The following is a 16,447-nucleotide window of genomic DNA, read 5'->3' as shown; positions in this document are numbered from 1 at the left end:
CGCCGAGGTGCCGGTCGCCCGCGTCAGGCGACGGTGTGCGTCGACTGGTAGAGGCGGAGCTGCGCGAGCACCTGCACGCGCAACTGCTCGGGCGCGCTCTCGCGGCAGGCCCGCTGCACGACCTCGGTGATCGCGACGCCGACGCGGAGCTCGGCCTGGCAGTCGATGCAGTTCTCGACGTGCTCGCGGATGTCGGACGCGTCGATGGCCTGCAACTCGTTGTGCAGGTACTCCTCGAGTTCGGCTCTCGCCTTCTCGCAGCCGCAGTCGGTCATTTCGAGTTCCTCGACATCTTCGGTCTCCTTGCGGGTTTCGGCGCCTTCTCGGCCGCGGCGAACCCCTGTTCGCGGGCGTAGTCGGCGAGGGACTCGCGAAGCAGCCGCCGGCCACGGTGCAGGCGGCTCATCACGGTCCCGATGGGGGTGTTCATCATGTCGGCGATCTCTTGGTATGAGAAGCCCTCGACGTCGGCGAAGTACACGGCGAGCCTGAAGTCTTCAGGAAGCGCCTGCAGCGCGTCCTTCACGGCGCTGTCGGGCAGGTGGTCGATGGCCTCGGCCTCGGCCGAGCGGCTCGACCGGGCGGTCGTCGACTCGGCGCCGCCGAGCTGCCAGTCTTCGAGCTCGTCGATCGTGCCCTGGTACGGCTCGCGCTGCTTCTTGCGGTAGCTGTTGATGAAGGTGTTCGTGAGGATGCGGTACAGCCACGCCTTGAGGTTCGTGCCCTGCGTGAACTGCCCGAACGCGGCGAACGCCTTCACGAAGGTCTCTTGCACCAGGTCTTGCGCATCGGCCGGGTTCTTCGTCATGCGGAGCGCGGCGGCGTAGAGCTGATCGAGGAACGGCAACGCCTGCTCCTCGAAGAGGTCGCTGAGAGGCCGGGCCTCTTCGGGGGCCTCGGCTTCGGTCGGCGCCTGGTCGATCTCGTCGGCAGTCATCACCGTCAAGCTTAGATCGTCGGCCCGCCCGTGCGCCCGGCCCCGGGTTCGGGGTCCGTCGACCGGTCGTTCGAGTACCGCAAGCGACATCCGCACCATCTCCTCCCGCGTCCCTGACGCTACTGTTGATAACCGATGCAGATTTCGAGGTATTCCGAGCCCGAGTTCGATCCGTACGGCGACAACAAGACGACCGAGACGGATGCCGGGTGGCGCGCGCCGGTCGCGACGTCACCGCTGTCCGCGCTCGTGTCGCTCCCGGGGTCGAAATCGCTGACCAACCGCGAGCTCGTGCTCGCCGCACTCGCCGACGGTCCGTCGACCCTGCGCGCGCCGCTCTGGTCGCGCGACAGCGAGCTGATGGTCGAGGCGCTGCGCGCCCTGGGCACCGGTTTCGAGCGTCTGCCCGGCCGCGGCGAGTTCGGCGACGACCTGCGCATCACTCCGGCCGACGAGCTGCTCGGTTCGACGACGATCGACTGCGGACTCGCGGGCACCGTGATGCGCTTCATGCCTGCGGTCGCCGCACTCGCGCTCGGCCCGACCACGTTCGACGGTGACGAATACGCGCGCAAGCGCCCGATGTCGGGCGTCATCGACGGCCTCAAGGGGCTCGGCGTCGACCTCGACGACGACCGGCGAGGCACGCTGCCCTTCACCGTGCACGGCACCGGCCGCGTCGCGGGGGGCTCCCTCGAGATCGACGCCTCGGCGTCGAGCCAGTTCGTCTCGGGCCTGCTGCTGTCCGCGCCCCGCTTCGAGCGGGGGCTCGACCTCCGTCATGTCGGCGAGCGGCTGCCGAGCCTGCCGCACATCGAGATGACGATCGAAACCCTCGCCGCGCGCGGCGTCGAGGTCGCGACCCCCGAGACCGGCCGCTGGGTGGTGGGCCCGGGGCCGATCCGTGCGATCGACGTCGAGCTCGAACCCGATCTCTCGAATGCGGCCCCGTTCCTCGTCGCCGCACTCGTCGCCGGCGGCTCGGTCACGATCGTCGGGTGGCCCGAGACCACGACGCAGGTGGGCGCGCAGCTCGCCGAGCTGCTCCCCCGCTTCGGCGCTCGGGTCGAGCTCGACGGCGACCGCCTCACCGTGCACGCGCCGACGCCCTCGGAGGGCGGCGGCCGAGGCATCCGGGGCGTCGAACTCGATCTCTCGGAGGCGGGCGAACTCGCACCCAATCTCGTCGCCCTCGCGGCGCTCGCCGACGAGCCCTCGACGATCACCGGCATCGGGCACATCCGCCACCATGAGACCGACCGGCTCGCCGCCCTCGCCCACGAGTTGAACGCGCTCGGCGGGCGCGTCACCGAACTGCCCGACGGGTTGCACATCGAGCCCGCGCCGCTCCAGGGCGGCCTGTGGCACGCGTACGCCGACCACCGCATGGCGACGAGCGGGGCGATCATCGGGCTCGCGGTGCCGGGCGTCGTCGTCGACGACATCGCCTCGACGGGCAAGACGCTGCCGCAGTTCACCGAGCTCTGGGAGCGGCTGCTCGCATGAGCTGGTGGAGCACCGACGACGACGAGGACGACGAGCCCGAGTTCGACGAGTCCGCCGTCAGGGTGCGCCCGAACCGGCGCGGCTCGCGCCCACGCACGAAGACGCGCCCCGAGCACGCCGATGCCGTCGCCGGCACCGTGCTCGGCGTCGACCGCGGCCGCTACTCGGTGCTCGTCGACGAGGGCGGTGCGCACGAGCGCGAGGTGACGGCGGCCCGCGCGAGCGAGCTGCGCCGCAAGTCGGTCGTGACGGGCGACCGGGTCGACCTCGTCGGCGACGCCTCGGGCGAGGCGGGCACCCTCGCGCGCATCGTGCGCGTGCAGGAGCGCACGACGCTCCTCCGCCGAAGCGCCGACGACACCGACGAGGTCGAGCGGGTCATCGTCGCGAACGCCGACCAGATGCTCATCGTCGTCGCGGCGGCGAATCCCGAGCCGCGGGTGCGGCTCATCGACCGCTACCTCGTGGCGGCGTTCGACGCCGGCATCCGCCCGCTGCTCTGCATGACGAAGACCGACCTCGCCGACCCCGACGAGTTCCTCCACAACTTCCCCGGCCTCGAACTGCCCGTCTTCCGCTCGCGCAGCGACGAGATGCCGCTCGCCGAGATCACCGAGTCGCTCATCGGGCATCGCACGGTGTTCGTCGGGCACTCGGGCGTCGGCAAGTCGACGCTCGTCAACGCCCTCGTGCCGAGCGCCCACCGGGCGACCGGCCACGTCAACGTCGTGACCGGCCGCGGCCGGCACACGTCTTCGTCGACGGTCTCGCTCCGCATCGAGCACGAGGGGCGAATGGGCTGGGTGATCGACACCCCCGGCGTGCGCTCGTTCGGGCTCGGCCACGTCGACCCGGCGAACATCCTCGGGGCCTTCACCGATCTCGCCCGCCTCGCCGAAGACTGCCCGCGCGGCTGCACGCACCTGCCCGATTCGCCCGACTGCGCGATCGTCGAGGCGGTCGAGGCCGGAGAGCTCGGCGAAACCGGCCGCGCCCGCCTCGACTCGTTGCAGCGGCTGCTCGCGACCTTCGCCTGACCCGCTTCGACCGCACGGCACGGGCACGGAGCATCCGCGCATCGAAGCGTGCCTACGATGGGTGACATGACCGATGCACGACTTGGCCAAGGCGACCTCGCCCCCGACTTCACGCTCGACGATCAGAACGGCGACCCCGTCACCCTCTCATCGCTGCGCGGAACGAAGGTCGTCCTCTACTTCTACCCCGAGGCGATGACCCCGGGCTGCACCACCGAGGCCTGCGACTTCCGCGACAGCCTCAACTCCTTCAAGGGCGCCGGCATCCGCGTGATCGGAGTCTCGAAGGACGACGCCCCGAAGCTCGCCCGGTTCGCCGAGCGCGACCGCCTGAACTTCACCCTGCTCTCCGACCCCGACCTCGCGGTGCAGCAGCTGTACGGCGTCTGGGGCGAGAAGTCGCTCTACGGCAAGATCGTCGTGGGCTCCATCCGTTCGACCTTCATCATCGGCGAAGACGGCCGTATCGAGCGCGCGATGTACAACGTGAAGGCCACCGGGCACGTCGCGCGGATACGACGCGAGCTCGGTCTCGACGCCTGAGCCTGCCGTCGAGTCGGAGCGACCCGACCGACTCGCCGAACGGGCCCGGCCGCACCAGCGGCCGGGCCCGTTCGCGTCCGTCCGAGGCGCCGCGTCAGGCGGCGGGTTGGTCCTCGGGGCGCGAGTACGCGACCCGCACCGGCGTCCAGAGCAGCAGGCCGATGACGGTGACCGCGGGCACGAGCAGCGCCCACCCGAGATCGGGGCGCGCGAACAGCCCCTGAAAGGCGCCGACGGCCACCGAGATCTGGAGGATCTGCCAGACGATCGCCGCCGCGCGCGACCACGGGGCTCGCCGCAACGACGCGAACGCGACAGCGGACACCCAGACGGCGCCGATCACCACGAGTACGAGGAGCGCGATCGCCGTCGCCATCGACGAGGGTTCGAGCGTGAACAGGTCGAACAGCAGCCAGATCACGAGCCCGACCATGAGCAGTGCCTCCGCGAAGAGCACGACGCTCACGACCACGAGGGCCGCGCGCGCGCCGCCGTCCTGCGTCGCCTCGATGGGCTGGTCAGCGCCGACCGACTCGTTCGGACCATGACCGGATGCCTCGGGCCGCGTCTCGTCTCGTCGATTCACAGCGTTGTCCCATACATGGCTATTGATTCGGTCTCTCCACTATGCGACCATTTATGAGGTCGAATTGATGCTCACAGGGACGTGAGCCGATCATTCATGATCCTACTTCCCGAGATTCGACTTTCCCCCTGCAGCAGCCCTCACCGGCAAGCGCAATCGTGCGCGTCTGCGAACGAAGTACACGCAAGGAGCATCTCCATGGATTGGCGCGACAAGGCCGCCTGCCTCACCGCAGACCCGGAACTCTTCTTCCCGGTCGGCAACACCGGCCCTGCCGTCGATCAGATCGAGAAGGCCAAGACGGTCTGCGCCCGCTGCACCGTCACCGAGATCTGCCTGCAGTACGCCCTCGAGACCGGTCAGGACTCGGGCGTCTGGGGAGGCCTCTCGGAGGACGAGCGCCGCGCCCTCAAGCGCCGCGCCGCTCGCGCCCGCCGCGCGGGCTGAGCTCAATCGCTTCGGATGCTCCGGGGTCCGCGTTCGGCGGACACCGGAGCATCTTTCGCTGCTAGGGCTGGGTGATCCAGCGCAGCGGGATCTCGATCGTGACCTCGGTGCCGCGACCGACCACCGTGTGCCAGTCGATCGTGCCGCCGAGCTCGCCCTGGATGAGCGTGCGCACGATCTGCGTGCCGAGACCTTCGCCGACCTTGCCCTCGGGCAGGCCGGCGCCCGTGTCGCGCACCTGCACTGTGAGTTCGGTCTGCGAACGGTCGGCGATGATCTCGACGTCGCCCTCCTGACCGGCGAGGCCGTGCTCGACCGCGTTCGTCACGAGCTCGGTGAGTGCGAGGGCGAGGGGGGTCGCATACTCGCTCGGCAGCACGCCGAACGATCCCGTGCGCTTCGGATGCGCCGTCGTGTTGTGCGCCGACGCCACCTCGGCGACCAGGAGCAGCGCCCGGTCGAACACCTCGTCGAAATCGACGTTCTGCGAGAGCCCCGTCGAGAGCGTGTCGTGCACGACGGCGATCGCGCCGACCCGGCGCATGGCCTGCGTCAGCGCATCGCGCGCCTCGTCGGAGTGGGTGCGGCGCGCCTGGATGCGCAGCAGCGACGCAACGGTCTGCAGGTTGTTCTTCACCCGGTGGTGGATCTCGCGGATCGTCGCGTCCTTGGTGATGAGCTCCTGCTCCTGGTGACGGAGCTCGGTGACGTCGCGCGTGAGCACGATCGCTCCGATGCGGTCGCCACGCCGGCGGATGGGGATCGCCCGCAGCGACACCGTCACGCCGCGCGACTCGACGTCGGTGCGCCACGGCGCGCGCCCGGTCACGACGAGCGGCAACGACTCGTCGACGACGAGCTTGCCGCCGAGGAGGGCGGTCGTCACCTCGGCGAGCGACTCGCCCTCGAGTTCGTCGTCGAAACCCATCCGGTTGAACGCCGAGAGGGCGTTGGGGCTCGCGAAGGTCGTGATTCCGTCGATGTCGAGTCGGATCAGGCCGTCGGACGCGCGCGGGGCGCCGCGCCTGGGTCCCGTGGGTGCGCCCAGGTCGGGGAAGTCGCCCGAGGCGATCATCTGGAAGAGTTCTTCGGCGCACTCGTTGAACGTGAGCTCCTGCCGGCTCGGCGTGCGGGTCGCACCGAGGTTCGTGTGCCGGGTGATCACGGCGACCGGTTCGGCCGCGATCGCCGTGCCGGTCGAGTTGATGCGACGCATCACGGGGACCGCCCGCACCCGCGTCGGCATCTCCTCGTACCAGTCGGGGGCCGAGGAGTCGGCGATACGGGCGGAGCCGAACGCCTCGGTCACGAGGTCTCGCCACTGGGGCTTGATGCCCTGCCCGACGAAGTCGCGGTAGAAGAGCGTCGCCGCGCTCGAGGGGCGGGAGTGCGCGACCGCGACGAAGTCGTCGTCGCCGGACGGCACCCACAGCACGATGTCGGCGAACGCGAGATCGGCGAGCAGTTGGAGGTCGCCGACGAGCATGTGCAGCCAGTCGACATCGGCCTGACTGCTGCGGCCCTGGGCGAGGACGAGTTCACTGAGGGTCGACACGGATCCAGCGTAGTGCGCGGATGCCTCAGCTCGCCGCAGCGCGACGGAGCAGGGGCAGCGCGAGCGTGCGCCGCGGGACCGGATCGGGCTCGGGCAGGATCGAGCCGAGCACGTACGCGCGGAGCGCCGACCGCAGCGGTGCGCGCCCCGCTGCGTCGCGCAGAGTTCGCGCGCTGAGGATCGCTGCGTCGGCGGCCCGACCGTCGTGCGGCAGCAGCACGGCGTCGGTGATCCCGGCGAATCGGCGCAGCGTCTGGCGCACCTGCGCGTGCGCGTCGATGCCGAGTGCGCTCTGCCGGACCCGGTTGACGACGACGTCGATGAGCGCGGGGTCGACCAGCGAGCCGAGTTCGTCGTACCCGCGGAGCATGCGCGAGAGGCCCACGGGGTCGGCGAGGCCGACCGCGATGACCCGGTCGGCCGATTCGAGGGCGGCGAAGGTCGCGGCGTTCCGTCGGGGCGCGAACTGGTCGCTCGTGAGCTCCTCATCGCGCTCGAGGCTGAACCCGGTGTCGATCACGAGGTACTCGAAATGCTCTCGCATCGTCACGAGGGCGCTGCGCGCGCGCTCGTGCGAGAGCTCGGGCCACCGGCTCGGACCGACGAGCCCGGTGAAGACGTCGAAGGAGGCGCGCGGCGCGGAATAGCGCTGCGCGATGCGTTCGAGCTCCGCACGGTCGAGCGCGCCGGCGCCCGCGAGCCGGCAGGCCGCCGCGAATCCGGGAGTCTCGTCGAGGAGCCCGAGGACCGGTGCGATGCTGCCGCCGTACGGGTCGGCGTCGACGAGTGCGACACGGTGGCCTGCGGCGGCCAGCTCGGCCGCGATGTTGACCGCGAGCGTGGTGCGGCCGGGTGCGCCGGCCGCCCCCCAGACGGCGATGGTGCCGCCCGTGGGCGACCCGTCGTCGCCCGGGCCGCCGATGCGCGAGGGCACGGCCACCCCGCCGCTGACGAGAGACTCGATCTCGGCCCACTCGGTGTCGCCGTCGACGAGCTCGTGCACTCCGAGCGCGCCGGCGTGCGCTCGATCGGCATCGTTCGCTGCGACGCCCACGAGACGGACGCCGCGCTCGTCGCACGCAGCGAGCAGTTCTGCGCTCAGGGTGCCGCGACCCGCGCCGACGACGACGACGTCGGGTGCCAGCACATCGAGGCTCTCGACCACGTCGCTCCAGCCGACGAGCCGTGCGACGACCGTGTGGCCGTGTTCGACGAGGTCGGGCAGCAGGCGATCCTCGGTCGAGGCGTCGAGCGCGAGCGCGAGGCGGGCCATCTCAGTCGCCCGTCGTTCTCGTCGCGACGAGGTCGATGGCGTCGCCCGCGGCGAGCGCCTCGAGCAGGGCGGCGACCTTCTCACGAGGGATCAGGAGTTCGACCGACGCGCCCTCTGAGGCCATCATTCCGCCCTCCTCGACGAGGGCGGCGATCTCGGCCCCGCCGACGAGGACCTTGGGGGCCTCGAAGCCACTGCGCTCGGTCGCCTTCGCCGACCAGACGTCGACCCGCGACCCGGCCTCGAGCCCGCTCGGCAGCGGGCCCCGGCTCGGCACCACGACCGTCGACAGTCCGGTGCGGTCGGCGTCGTCGACGGCGGCGACGGGAACGAGCTCCCCCGACGGCACGGTGCGCGCGACGACGAGCGACGAGTCGGGTGCGCCCTCGACGAGGAGGTAGTGCTGCTCGCTCGTGCCGAGTCGCACCGAGGCGGTGTCGAGATCGCCGAGCTCGAGCGGGGTTCCGGGAACGAGCGTCTCGCGTGCGACGTAGACCTCGACCGTGTCGTCGAGACCTGAGACGAGCGCCCAGACCCCGAACGTCGAACCCGCCACGAGCACGAGGCCGATGAGGAGCCTGGGATCGAGCCTCACGGCTCCGCGTTCGCCTCGGCTGCGAGCGGTCATCGGTCCTGCCTCCTCTGTCATCGGCGCGCGTGCACCGCACCCATCGTCGCCCGAAGCGCGACGAACGTCCCGAAGTTATCCACAGCGGCTCGGGCTCACCCCCGTGCACCGCCATCGGGTCGATAATCGAGACATGACCTCACCCGGTTCGGGCGGCGAACTCGGCCGCTTCCTCACGATCGCCGACGCGGCCGAGATCCTCGCCGTCTCCGTCGCGACGGTCGACGAGCTGATCCGCAGCGGCGAGCTCCCGGCGATCCGGGTCGGCACGTCGGGCCCCTGGCGCATCGAGCGCGCCCAGCTCGAGGTCTGGATCGACCTTCAGTACGAAGAGACGCGAGTGGGCGTGGCGTGGAACGAGGGCGAGTTCGCGAACATCACCGAGCTCTCGGGAGCCCGCAGCGGTCGCGTCCGCCCCGTCGACTGACGCCGGGCCGGCTCAGCTGAAGCGCACCAGCAGCAGCCGCGCGAGCGGCACGATGCGGTAGCCGTGCACCTCGCGCTCACGGCGCGCGCTGCCCGGTTCGTGCAGGGCGAGATCGAGGTGGTCGCGAGCGACACGGTCGATCGTTCCGTGCACGGTTCCGTCGACGGTCGTGATCTGCACGGCGGTGCGGCGCCGGCAGAGATCGCGCAGCACGAAGGCCAGGCCGATGCGTTCGGCCAGTCGAACGGATGCCTCGGGCAGCACCGCGAGGCTCGGATCGAGCTGCCCGCGACCGGGCAGGATCGCGGCCACCGCCGAGAGCGGCACGATGCACTGCTCGACCGGTCGCCCATGGTGGCGGATCTCGGCGCTCATCCAGTCACGGCCGAAGCCGAGCGGGCGGACGCCCAGCACCGTGCCGCCCTGCAGTTCGATGCGCACGAGTTCGTCGCCGGCTCCCCCGACTTCACTCGCACGCGCGATGGCGGCGAGTCGATCGCGCATGGTGAGACGACCGAGCCGAAGCCGCTCCTCTTCGAGCGCGAGTGCCCGCTGCTCGTCGTGCTGCTCGCGGTCGAGCTGCGACTCGAGGTCGTCGAACAGCAGGTCCCAGCGCATGCAGCGACGCTACCCGGTGATGCCCGATCACGCCCGAGTTCTCCACAGCCCGAGAAATCTCTTGACACGATCCGGTGCCCTCCCTAAATTTCACTTCAGTGAGTGACTCCTGTCCCCCTCTCGGGGGGTGACCCCCGTCGCTGCCCCGAACGGCCGGCGACTCCCAGCCCTACTGGAGCAAAGATGACCGCACGCGATGCCGCAGCCGCCCGAACGGCCGCGGTGCAGGGCAATGCCGCCCACCACCTCGAACTCGACGACGAGTACTTCGCACGCCAGCCGACGCGGAGCTCCGAGCTCCCCGACCCCGAGCCGCTGCTGCGCAATCTCACGCATTGCGTCCTCGAATCGCTCGCGGGCGCGCGCGATCTCGAGCAGGTGGCCCGCTGGGTCACCGACGACGTCTACCGTGCCCTGTCGAAGCGGGTCGTGCTCGCGGCCAGGGCACGCCGGGTGAAGGGGCAGCAGGCGCAGCGCCCCACGTTCGCGGTCGGTCGAGTCCATCTCCACCAACCCGCCGAGGGGGTCGTCGAGGCCGTGGTGATGGTGCATCAGCGTGCGCGCTCGCGAGCCGTCGCCATCCGCCTCGAGGGCTTCGATCGGCGCTGGCGCGCGAGCGCCGTCAGCGTGCTCTGAGCCCCCGCGAGATCTCAGTCCCAGCTCGCGCGCTCGTCCTCCCTGGGGCCGAGCACGGTGCGCGTCTCCGTGTCGAAGGTCCGTACTGGGCGATCGGCCGTCCACCGCTCCCAGCCCGGGTCGCCGTGCCTGGCGATGGCGACCCACGCGTCGTGCATCTCACCGGCGAGCGATTCGGGCGCTTCTCCCCCGGTGAGCGCGAGCCCGTCCGCCGCGTCGAGCCGGTCGAAGACCGCCGGAAGCTCCATGCAATGTGCCGCACCGAGGCCGAGGCGAGGGCTCGACCAGGCGAATTCGTAGACCCAGGTCGCGGCGCCGCGCCGCAGCCGGGCATCGGCGAGACGATTGATCGGAAGCCGGAGCAGCAGGTCGGTCGCGAGCGCCCCGAACAACTCGCCACGGCTCGCGCCGGGCCGGTTGCGCCGATAGACGCGCATCGTCGCACCGCGGATCTTGAAGTTGAGCCGGGCCGCTGCCAGATGCAGGGCGCTGATACGCGCCGTGAGCCCGGTCGGCTCGAGCCAGAGCCGCGCCTCCTCTCGGGTCGATCCGATGAGCACCGGGATCGCGTCGGCGGCACCCGCGCCCAGCGCCGCCTCGGGATCGGGCAGGCCGTCGCCGATCGCGAGCGCGAAGCCCGGACCGCCGGTCACCGGCGTCGTGCCGGCAGTGACGCGCAACTGCGCGGCGACGAGGTCGTCGGGGGCGACCGCGGCGAAGGCGTCGCGCTCCGCGGCGATACCGAGGTCTTTCGCGATGAGGCGGGTGATGCGCCCGGCCCGCTCGCGGGAACGGGCGGCGAGCGGCCCGCTCTGCAGGATGGCGCGGCCGGCGAGCCCTGCTCCGTCGGGATGCGCGAGCGCGGCCGCGATGAGCGATGCGCCCGCCGACTGCCCGGCGACGGTGATCTGCTCCGGGTCGCCGCCGAACGCGTGGATCTCATGTCGAACCCAGCGGAGCGCGGCGATGACGTCGAGGAGTCCGAGGTTCAGCGGCGCCCCCTCGAGCACCGAGAACCCCTCGGAGCCGAGCCGGTAGTTGATCGCGACGAACACGACGCCGTCGCGGGCGAAGGTACTGCCGTCGTAGCTGTCGAGGGCGTTCGCGCCACGCGAGAGTGCTCCGCCGTGCACCCAGACGAGCACGGGTCGCAGCGCGCGCCCCTCGGCCGGTGCTTCCGAGCCGCCGACGCCGTCGCCCGCGGGCGACGGCGCGGTCTGCCCCGTCTCGGGCGTCCAGACGTTCACGTTCAGGATCTCGTCGCCCGCCACCGCGACGCTCGGCAGCACCTGCTCGAGACCGCCGCCGTAGGGCGCCTGGGGCGCGGTCGCGCCCGGGCGCGTGGCATCCCGCTCGCCCGACCAGCCCGGGTGCGCAGAGGGTGGTGCGAAGCGCAGCGGCCCGAACGGTGCCGAGGCGTAGGGCACCCCGAGGAAGCGGGCGATGCCGTCGGCGCGCGAGCCCCGCAGCACCCCGCTGCCGACCCCGACGACCACCGCCTCGCGCGGTTCGTCGATCTGGTCGGTCTGCAGTGCGGCCGCATCGTCGGGTCGTGACGCCATGGCTCCTCCTCGAGTGGGCGATGCTCCGATCGTACGGGTCGCCGGGCGTCCCGCGCAGACCGTGCCGAACGGCCGCGGCCCGCGTGTTCGAGGAACACGCGGGCCGCGGGCGGGAGGGGCTCAGCGCCCCTTGCGCTCCTGGGCGCGACGCTCCGAGCGGTTCTGCGGGGCGACCTCGCCGCTGCCCGCACGCTGGCCGAAGGCCCCACGCTCGGCCTCGGCCGCGGGCGCCTGGCCCTCGGCGACCGCACGTCGAGCACGCTGGGTCGCGGCCTGCTGCACCTGGCCGCGCTGGTTGCGCACCTCGACGCCGCCCGAGTCGCTCGGCGCCGTGTAGCTGAGTTTGTCGTCGGACGCGCCCTGACGGCCGAGCCCCTTCGCCTCGATCGTCGCGCCCGAACCGCCCTGCGGTGCGACCTCGACCTCGAGGTTGAACAGGAAGCCGACGGTCTCCTCGCGGATCGAGCCCATCATCTGCTGGAACATCGCGAAGCCCTCGCGCTGGTACTCGACGAGCGGGTCGCGCTGGGCCATCGCGCGCAGGCCGATGCCGTCCTTCAGGTAGTCCATCTCATAGAGGTGGTCGCGCCACCGTCGATCGATGACCGAGAGCACGACGCGGCGCTCGAGTTCGCGCATCGCCGGGCTGCCGAGCTGCTCTTCGCGAGCCTGATACGCGAGCTTCGCGTCGGAGAGGATCTCCCGGCGCACGAACTCGCGGTTGACGCGACCCTTCTCGCCCGCCTCGGCGACGACCTCGTCGATCGTGATGCCGACCGGGTAGAGGGTCTTCAGCTCGGTCCAGAGGGCGTCGAAGTCCCACTCGTCGGGGTTGCCCTCGGCGGTGTGCTGCGCGAGCACCTCGTCGATCACGTCCTCGAGGAACTTCTGGGTGCGCTCGTGCAGGTCGTCGCCCTCGAGGATGTGACGGCGATCGCCGTAGATCGCCTCGCGCTGGCGGTTGAGGACGTCGTCGTACTTCAGGACGTTCTTGCGGATCTCGGCATTGCGGGCCTCGACTTGCGACTGCGCCGAGCGGATCGCACGCGAGACGACCTTCGACTCGATCGCGACGTCGTCGGGCACGCCGCGCGACATCAGGCTCTCAGCCGCACCGGCGTTGAAGAGCCGCATGAGGTCGTCGGTCAGCGAGAGGTAGAAGCGGCTCTCGCCGGGGTCGCCCTGACGGCCCGAGCGACCGCGCAGCTGGTTGTCGATGCGGCGGGACTCGTGCCGTTCGGTTCCGAGCACGTAGAGCCCTCCCGCGGCGAGCACCTTCGCGGCCTCGACGTCGACCTCGGCCTTGACGGCCTCGAACACGCCGTCCCAGGCCGCCTCGTACTCTTCGGGCGTCTCGGCCGGCGAGAGGCCCTTCTCGTGCATCTGCTGGACGGCGATGAACTCGGCGTTGCCGCCGAGCATGATGTCGGTGCCGCGGCCGGCCATGTTCGTGGCGACGGTGACCGCGCCGAGCCGGCCCGCCTGCGACACGATCGCCGCCTCGCGGGCGTGGTTCTTCGCGTTCAGCACCTCGTGCCGCACGCCCTTCTTCGCGAGCAGGCGCGAGAGGTACTCGCTCTTCTCGACGCTCGTCGTGCCGACGAGGACGGGCTGTCCGTTCTTGTGTCGCTCGACGATGTCTTCGACGACCTGGGCGAACTTCACCTCTTCGTTCTTGTAGACGAGGTCGGACTGGTCGATGCGCACCATCGGCTTGTTCGTCGGGATCGGCACGACGCCGAGCTTGTAGGTCGACATGAACTCGGCCGCCTCGGTCTCTGCGGTGCCGGTCATTCCGGAGAGCTTGCCGTAGAGGCGGAAGTAGTTCTGGAGCGTGACGGTGGCGAGGGTCTGGTTCTCGGCCTTGACCTGCACCCCCTCCTTCGCCTCGATCGCCTGGTGGATGCCCTCGTTGTAGCGGCGACCCACGAGGATGCGGCCGGTGTGCTCGTCGACGATGAGCACCTCGCCGTTCATGACCACGTAGTCCTTGTCGCGCTTGAACAGCGCATTGGCCTTGATCGAGTTGTTGAGGAACGAGATGAGCGGCGTGTTCGCCGACTCGTAGAGGTTCTCGATGCCGAGGTAGTCTTCGACCTTCTCGATCCCGGGCTCGAGCACGCCGACCGTGCGCTTCTTCTCGTCGACCTCGAAGTCCTCGCCGGGCACGAGCCGACCGGCGAGCCGCGCGAACTCTGCGAACCAGCGGTTCGCCTCGCCCGAGGCCGGGCCCGAGATGATGAGCGGGGTGCGCGCCTCGTCGATGAGGATCGAGTCGACCTCGTCGACGATCGCGAAGTGGTGGCCGCGCTGGACCATGTCGGAGGCCTGCCACGCCATGTTGTCGCGCAGGTAGTCGAAGCCGAACTCGTTGTTCGTGCCGTAGGTGATGTCGGCCGCGTACTGCTCGCGGCGAACCTGCGGGGTCTGGCCGGCGACGATGCATCCGGTCGTCATGCCGAGGGCGCGGAAGACGCGGCCCATCAGCTCGGACTGGTAGCTCGCGAGGAAGTCGTTCACCGTGATCACGTGCACGCCGCGGCTCGTGAGCGCGTTGAGGTACGCGGCGGTCGTCGCGACGAGGGTCTTGCCCTCTCCGGTCTTCATCTCCGCGATGTTGCCGAGGTGGAGGGCGGCGCCGCCCATGAGCTGCACGTCGAAGTGACGGAGGCCGAGCGTGCGGCGCGAGGCCTCGCGGACGGCGGCGAAGGCCTCGGGCAGCAGATCGTCGAGCGACTCGCCGCTCGCGTAGCGCTCGCGAAGCTCGACGGTCTCGTGCTTCAGCTCCTCGTCGCTGAGCGCCTGGAAGCCGTCCTCGAGGGCGTTGATCGCCGCCGCGTAGTTCTCGAGCCGTTTGAGGGTTCGGCCCTCGCCGACGCGGAGGACCTTTTCAAGAATCGAAGCCACGAATGTTCTCCTGTGTTTCATCGGGCGCTGCGTCGTCGGTGCCCGCCTCGGGTGGCGGCGGCGCCCACTGCCGCCTCTCCAGCGGTCATCATAGCCATGCTAGTGGGCCGCAGCCTGAGCGACCCCGCTCCGCATCGTGCGATGCGGAGCGGGGTCGCCGGTTCAGTGCATGAAGGCGGTCAGGATGCCACGGGCTCGCGGCCCTTCGTCACGGGGCTGTCGAGCACGGCGTCTGAGTGCTCGTCGAGGCCGATGAGCCCGTAGTCCCAGCCCTTGCGGCGGTAGACCACACTCGGGCGGTTCGACTCGGCGTCGACGAAGAGGTAGAAGTCGTGCCCGACGAGCTCCATGAAGTACAGCGCGTCGTCGACGGTCATGGGCGTCGATGCGAAGACCTTGCGCCTGATCACGACAGGGCTGTAGACCTCGTCCTCCTCGATCCCGTCGGTCTCCGCCACGACGGGGATCGCCCCGGTGCGCACCCGCTCCAGCACCTCGGGTGCCGCGGCCTGTACGCCGACCTCGGTGAAGCCGGCATCGGTGGCCTCACGGAGGGAGGTGTGGCGATGGTTGCCTCCTCGATGGACCTTCCGCCGATCCTTCGCCCTCCTGATGCGTTCGAGCAATCGCCCGAGCGCCACGTCGAACGCCGCGTACTTGTCGGTGCCGTCGGCCTCCGCCCGCACCACCGGCCCCTTGCCGAACAGGGTCAGTTCGACGCGGTCGAGACCGGGGTTGCCGTTCTTCTCGTTGTGACGGCTGAGCTTCACGTCGAGGGAGATGGCACGGTCGTTCAAGTGCGTGACCTTCTCGGACTTCTCCGTCGCATAGGCGCGGAAGCGGTCCGTGATCCCCAGGTTTCGTCCGACGATGTTCAGTTCCATGACGACCTCCGTTCACCGGCGTGTCACCCGGTTCTGAAGGGTGGATCGACCACGCCTGTCCTGCCACCGTAGCCCGCTTCACCGCCATTGTCACGAGGCGTTTCCGCAGAGTTCGCCGAGAGCCGAATGCGACGCAGCGGCGTCTCGGCGAGCACTGCGGAACCCGCGAGCGAACCGCCCGCCGAGCGCACGGCGCGGGCCGATTCGGCGAGCGTCGACCCCGTGGTGAGGATGTCGTCGACGAGCAGGAAGCGGCGCCCGTGGAGCGGGCGCGCGGCGACGAGTGCGCCCGCGGCGTTCACCCGACGTGCCGCCTCGTCGAGCCCCGCCTGGTCGACGCGGTCGCGAGCGAGGCGAAGGACACCGGCCGAGCGGAGACCGCTGCGAGCGAGCAACAGCTCGACGGGTGCATAGCCCCGCTCGCGCAGTGCACGTCGAGTCGAAGGCACCGTGCAGATCTCGACGGAGACGCCCGGCACGGCCTCGGCGAGCGCGGCGGAGACGGCCGTGCGCAGGGCACGCGCGAGGGGACGCGCGGCGTCCGTGCGGCCGCCGTCCTTGAACGCGGCGAGGACGGCCGCAACGGCTCCCGAATACTCGAGCGCGGCGTGGACGACGATCGGCGCATCGAGATGCGGGAGCGGGCGCGTCACCGTTCGCGGGGCCGGCACGAGGGCGCCGAGGCACTCGCCGCACACGGCGCGGTCGACGGTGCCGCAGCCCGCGCAGGTCACCGGCGCGAGCACGGCGAGTCCGTCGAGCGCGGCGTCGCGGGCGAGGGCGAGCGCCCGGGCGGCGAACGGGGCTCCGGCGATCATGCTCCACAGACTGCCGACCCCACCGAGCCCCGGCCGTGCCGAGACCTCCGGTGTTGACGGATCGCCTCCTGCGCGCATTGTGG

The 16,447-nt window shown here is 70.7% G+C and carries 17 protein-coding genes; 6 read left to right on the top strand and 11 right to left on the bottom strand.

The window, feature by feature from the left end; genetic code table 11:
- Positions 1-23 precede the first annotated feature (23 nt).
- Positions 24-275 carry an alpha-ketoglutarate decarboxylase gene (locus H516_RS0103685; RefSeq protein WP_022888371.1) on the bottom strand — a complete coding sequence of 84 codons (252 nt, stop codon included), beginning with the start codon at positions 273-275 and terminating at the stop codon, positions 24-26.
- A complete protein-coding gene (locus H516_RS18150; protein ID WP_022888370.1) occupies positions 272-937 on the bottom strand; it encodes a sigma-70 family RNA polymerase sigma factor in 666 nt (221 codons plus the stop codon). The genes H516_RS0103685 and H516_RS18150 overlap by 4 nt, the downstream gene beginning before the upstream one ends.
- A gap of 135 nt (positions 938-1,072) precedes the next feature.
- Here H516_RS18150 and aroA point away from each other — a divergent pair, with 135 nt between their 5' ends.
- The 3 genes from aroA (at position 1,073) to bcp (ending at position 4,023) form a co-directional block, all read left to right on the top strand.
- Positions 1,073-2,443, top strand: a complete 1,371-nt coding sequence (gene aroA, locus H516_RS0103675) for a 3-phosphoshikimate 1-carboxyvinyltransferase (RefSeq protein ID WP_022888369.1) — start codon at positions 1,073-1,075, stop codon at positions 2,441-2,443.
- Positions 2,440-3,480: a ribosome small subunit-dependent GTPase A gene (rsgA, locus tag H516_RS0103670; RefSeq protein ID WP_022888368.1), complete on the top strand. Its 1,041-nt coding sequence runs from the start codon at positions 2,440-2,442 to the stop codon at positions 3,478-3,480. Before aroA ends, rsgA begins: the two co-directional genes overlap by 4 nt.
- 66 nt (positions 3,481-3,546) lie before the next feature.
- On the top strand, positions 3,547-4,023 hold the full coding sequence (bcp, locus tag H516_RS0103665; protein WP_026378380.1) for a thioredoxin-dependent thiol peroxidase: 477 nt from the start codon (positions 3,547-3,549) through the stop codon (positions 4,021-4,023).
- A gap of 94 nt (positions 4,024-4,117) precedes the next feature.
- Here the strand turns inward: bcp and H516_RS0103660 are convergent, their stop codons facing one another.
- On the bottom strand, positions 4,118-4,609 hold the full coding sequence (locus H516_RS0103660) for a hypothetical protein (protein WP_022888366.1): 492 nt from the start codon (positions 4,607-4,609) through the stop codon (positions 4,118-4,120).
- Positions 4,610-4,807: 198 nt separating this feature from the next.
- Between H516_RS0103660 and H516_RS0103655 the strand changes: the two genes are divergently transcribed.
- A complete protein-coding gene (locus H516_RS0103655) occupies positions 4,808-5,056 on the top strand; it encodes a WhiB family transcriptional regulator (RefSeq protein ID WP_022888365.1) in 249 nt (82 codons plus the stop codon).
- Positions 5,057-5,117: 61 nt separating this feature from the next.
- Here the strand turns inward: H516_RS0103655 and H516_RS0103650 are convergent, their stop codons facing one another.
- The 3 genes from H516_RS0103650 to H516_RS0103640 are packed head-to-tail and all read right to left on the bottom strand — an operon-like array spanning position 5,118 to position 8,512.
- Positions 5,118-6,611: a sensor histidine kinase gene (locus H516_RS0103650; protein ID WP_022888364.1), complete on the bottom strand. Its 1,494-nt coding sequence runs from the start codon at positions 6,609-6,611 to the stop codon at positions 5,118-5,120.
- 25 nt (positions 6,612-6,636) lie between these two features.
- The gene (locus tag H516_RS18145; RefSeq protein ID WP_022888363.1) at positions 6,637-7,884 is read right to left on the bottom strand and encodes a CpaE/TadZ family protein; all 1,248 of its coding nucleotides are present in this window, start codon (positions 7,882-7,884) and stop codon (positions 6,637-6,639) included.
- Between the two features lies 1 nt (position 7,885).
- On the bottom strand, positions 7,886-8,512 hold the full coding sequence (locus tag H516_RS0103640) for a hypothetical protein (RefSeq protein ID WP_022888362.1): 627 nt from the start codon (positions 8,510-8,512) through the stop codon (positions 7,886-7,888).
- A 133-nt stretch (positions 8,513-8,645) separates the two neighbouring features.
- On the opposite strand from H516_RS0103640, the gene H516_RS0103635 reads away from it, so the two are divergent.
- Positions 8,646-8,939: a helix-turn-helix domain-containing protein gene (locus tag H516_RS0103635; protein ID WP_022888361.1), complete on the top strand. Its 294-nt coding sequence runs from the start codon at positions 8,646-8,648 to the stop codon at positions 8,937-8,939.
- A gap of 12 nt (positions 8,940-8,951) precedes the next feature.
- Here the strand turns inward: H516_RS0103635 and H516_RS0103630 are convergent, their stop codons facing one another.
- Positions 8,952-9,557, bottom strand: a complete 606-nt coding sequence (locus H516_RS0103630) for a hypothetical protein (protein ID WP_022888360.1) — start codon at positions 9,555-9,557, stop codon at positions 8,952-8,954.
- 183 nt (positions 9,558-9,740) lie between these two features.
- Between H516_RS0103630 and H516_RS0103625 the strand changes: the two genes are divergently transcribed.
- Positions 9,741-10,193 (top strand): Rv3235 family protein, encoded by a 453-nt coding sequence (locus tag H516_RS0103625; protein WP_022888359.1) that lies wholly within the window; start codon positions 9,741-9,743, stop codon positions 10,191-10,193.
- A gap of 14 nt (positions 10,194-10,207) precedes the next feature.
- Here H516_RS0103625 and H516_RS0103620 read toward each other — a convergent pair whose 3' ends face one another.
- From H516_RS0103620 to H516_RS18135, 4 genes are all read right to left on the bottom strand, one after another.
- Positions 10,208-11,755, bottom strand: a complete 1,548-nt coding sequence (locus H516_RS0103620) for a carboxylesterase/lipase family protein (protein WP_022888358.1) — start codon at positions 11,753-11,755, stop codon at positions 10,208-10,210.
- A gap of 120 nt (positions 11,756-11,875) precedes the next feature.
- Complete coding sequence (gene secA / locus H516_RS0103615; protein WP_022888357.1) at positions 11,876-14,662, bottom strand: preprotein translocase subunit SecA; 2,787 nt, start codon at positions 14,660-14,662, stop codon at positions 11,876-11,878.
- A gap of 179 nt (positions 14,663-14,841) precedes the next feature.
- Positions 14,842-15,546, bottom strand: coding sequence for a ribosome hibernation-promoting factor, HPF/YfiA family (gene hpf / locus H516_RS18140; protein WP_022888356.1), 705 nt, complete (start codon positions 15,544-15,546; stop codon positions 14,842-14,844).
- A 23-nt stretch (positions 15,547-15,569) separates the two neighbouring features.
- Complete coding sequence (locus tag H516_RS18135; RefSeq protein ID WP_022888355.1) at positions 15,570-16,364, bottom strand: ComF family protein; 795 nt, start codon at positions 16,362-16,364, stop codon at positions 15,570-15,572.
- Positions 16,365-16,447 lie beyond the last annotated feature (83 nt).

The sequence above is a fragment of the Agromyces italicus DSM 16388 genome, from assembly GCF_000421545.1.
GTDB lineage: Bacteria > Actinomycetota > Actinomycetes > Actinomycetales > Microbacteriaceae > Agromyces > Agromyces italicus.
The sequence above is the reverse complement of the archived record's forward strand: the minus strand, read 5'-3'. Positions and strand labels throughout refer to the sequence as shown.

Coding starts and splice junctions, on each gene's coding strand:
- H516_RS0103685 (WP_022888371.1), bottom strand. CDS start 275: ATGACCGACTGCGGCTGCGAGAAGGCGAGAGCCGAACTCGAGGAGTAC.
- H516_RS18150 (WP_022888370.1), bottom strand. CDS start 937: ATGACTGCCGACGAGATCGACCAGGCGCCGACCGAAGCCGAGGCCCCC.
- aroA (WP_022888369.1), top strand. CDS start 1,073: ATGCAGATTTCGAGGTATTCCGAGCCCGAGTTCGATCCGTACGGCGAC.
- rsgA (WP_022888368.1), top strand. CDS start 2,440: ATGAGCTGGTGGAGCACCGACGACGACGAGGACGACGAGCCCGAGTTC.
- bcp (WP_026378380.1), top strand. CDS start 3,547: ATGACCGATGCACGACTTGGCCAAGGCGACCTCGCCCCCGACTTCACG.
- H516_RS0103655 (WP_022888365.1), top strand. CDS start 4,808: ATGGATTGGCGCGACAAGGCCGCCTGCCTCACCGCAGACCCGGAACTC.
- H516_RS18145 (WP_022888363.1), bottom strand. CDS start 7,884: ATGGCCCGCCTCGCGCTCGCGCTCGACGCCTCGACCGAGGATCGCCTG.
- H516_RS0103640 (WP_022888362.1), bottom strand. CDS start 8,512: ATGACCGCTCGCAGCCGAGGCGAACGCGGAGCCGTGAGGCTCGATCCC.
- H516_RS0103635 (WP_022888361.1), top strand. CDS start 8,646: ATGACCTCACCCGGTTCGGGCGGCGAACTCGGCCGCTTCCTCACGATC.
- H516_RS0103630 (WP_022888360.1), bottom strand. CDS start 9,557: ATGCGCTGGGACCTGCTGTTCGACGACCTCGAGTCGCAGCTCGACCGC.
- H516_RS0103625 (WP_022888359.1), top strand. CDS start 9,741: ATGACCGCACGCGATGCCGCAGCCGCCCGAACGGCCGCGGTGCAGGGC.
- H516_RS0103620 (WP_022888358.1), bottom strand. CDS start 11,755: ATGGCGTCACGACCCGACGATGCGGCCGCACTGCAGACCGACCAGATC.
- hpf (WP_022888356.1), bottom strand. CDS start 15,546: ATGGAACTGAACATCGTCGGACGAAACCTGGGGATCACGGACCGCTTC.
- H516_RS18135 (WP_022888355.1), bottom strand. CDS start 16,364: ATGATCGCCGGAGCCCCGTTCGCCGCCCGGGCGCTCGCCCTCGCCCGC.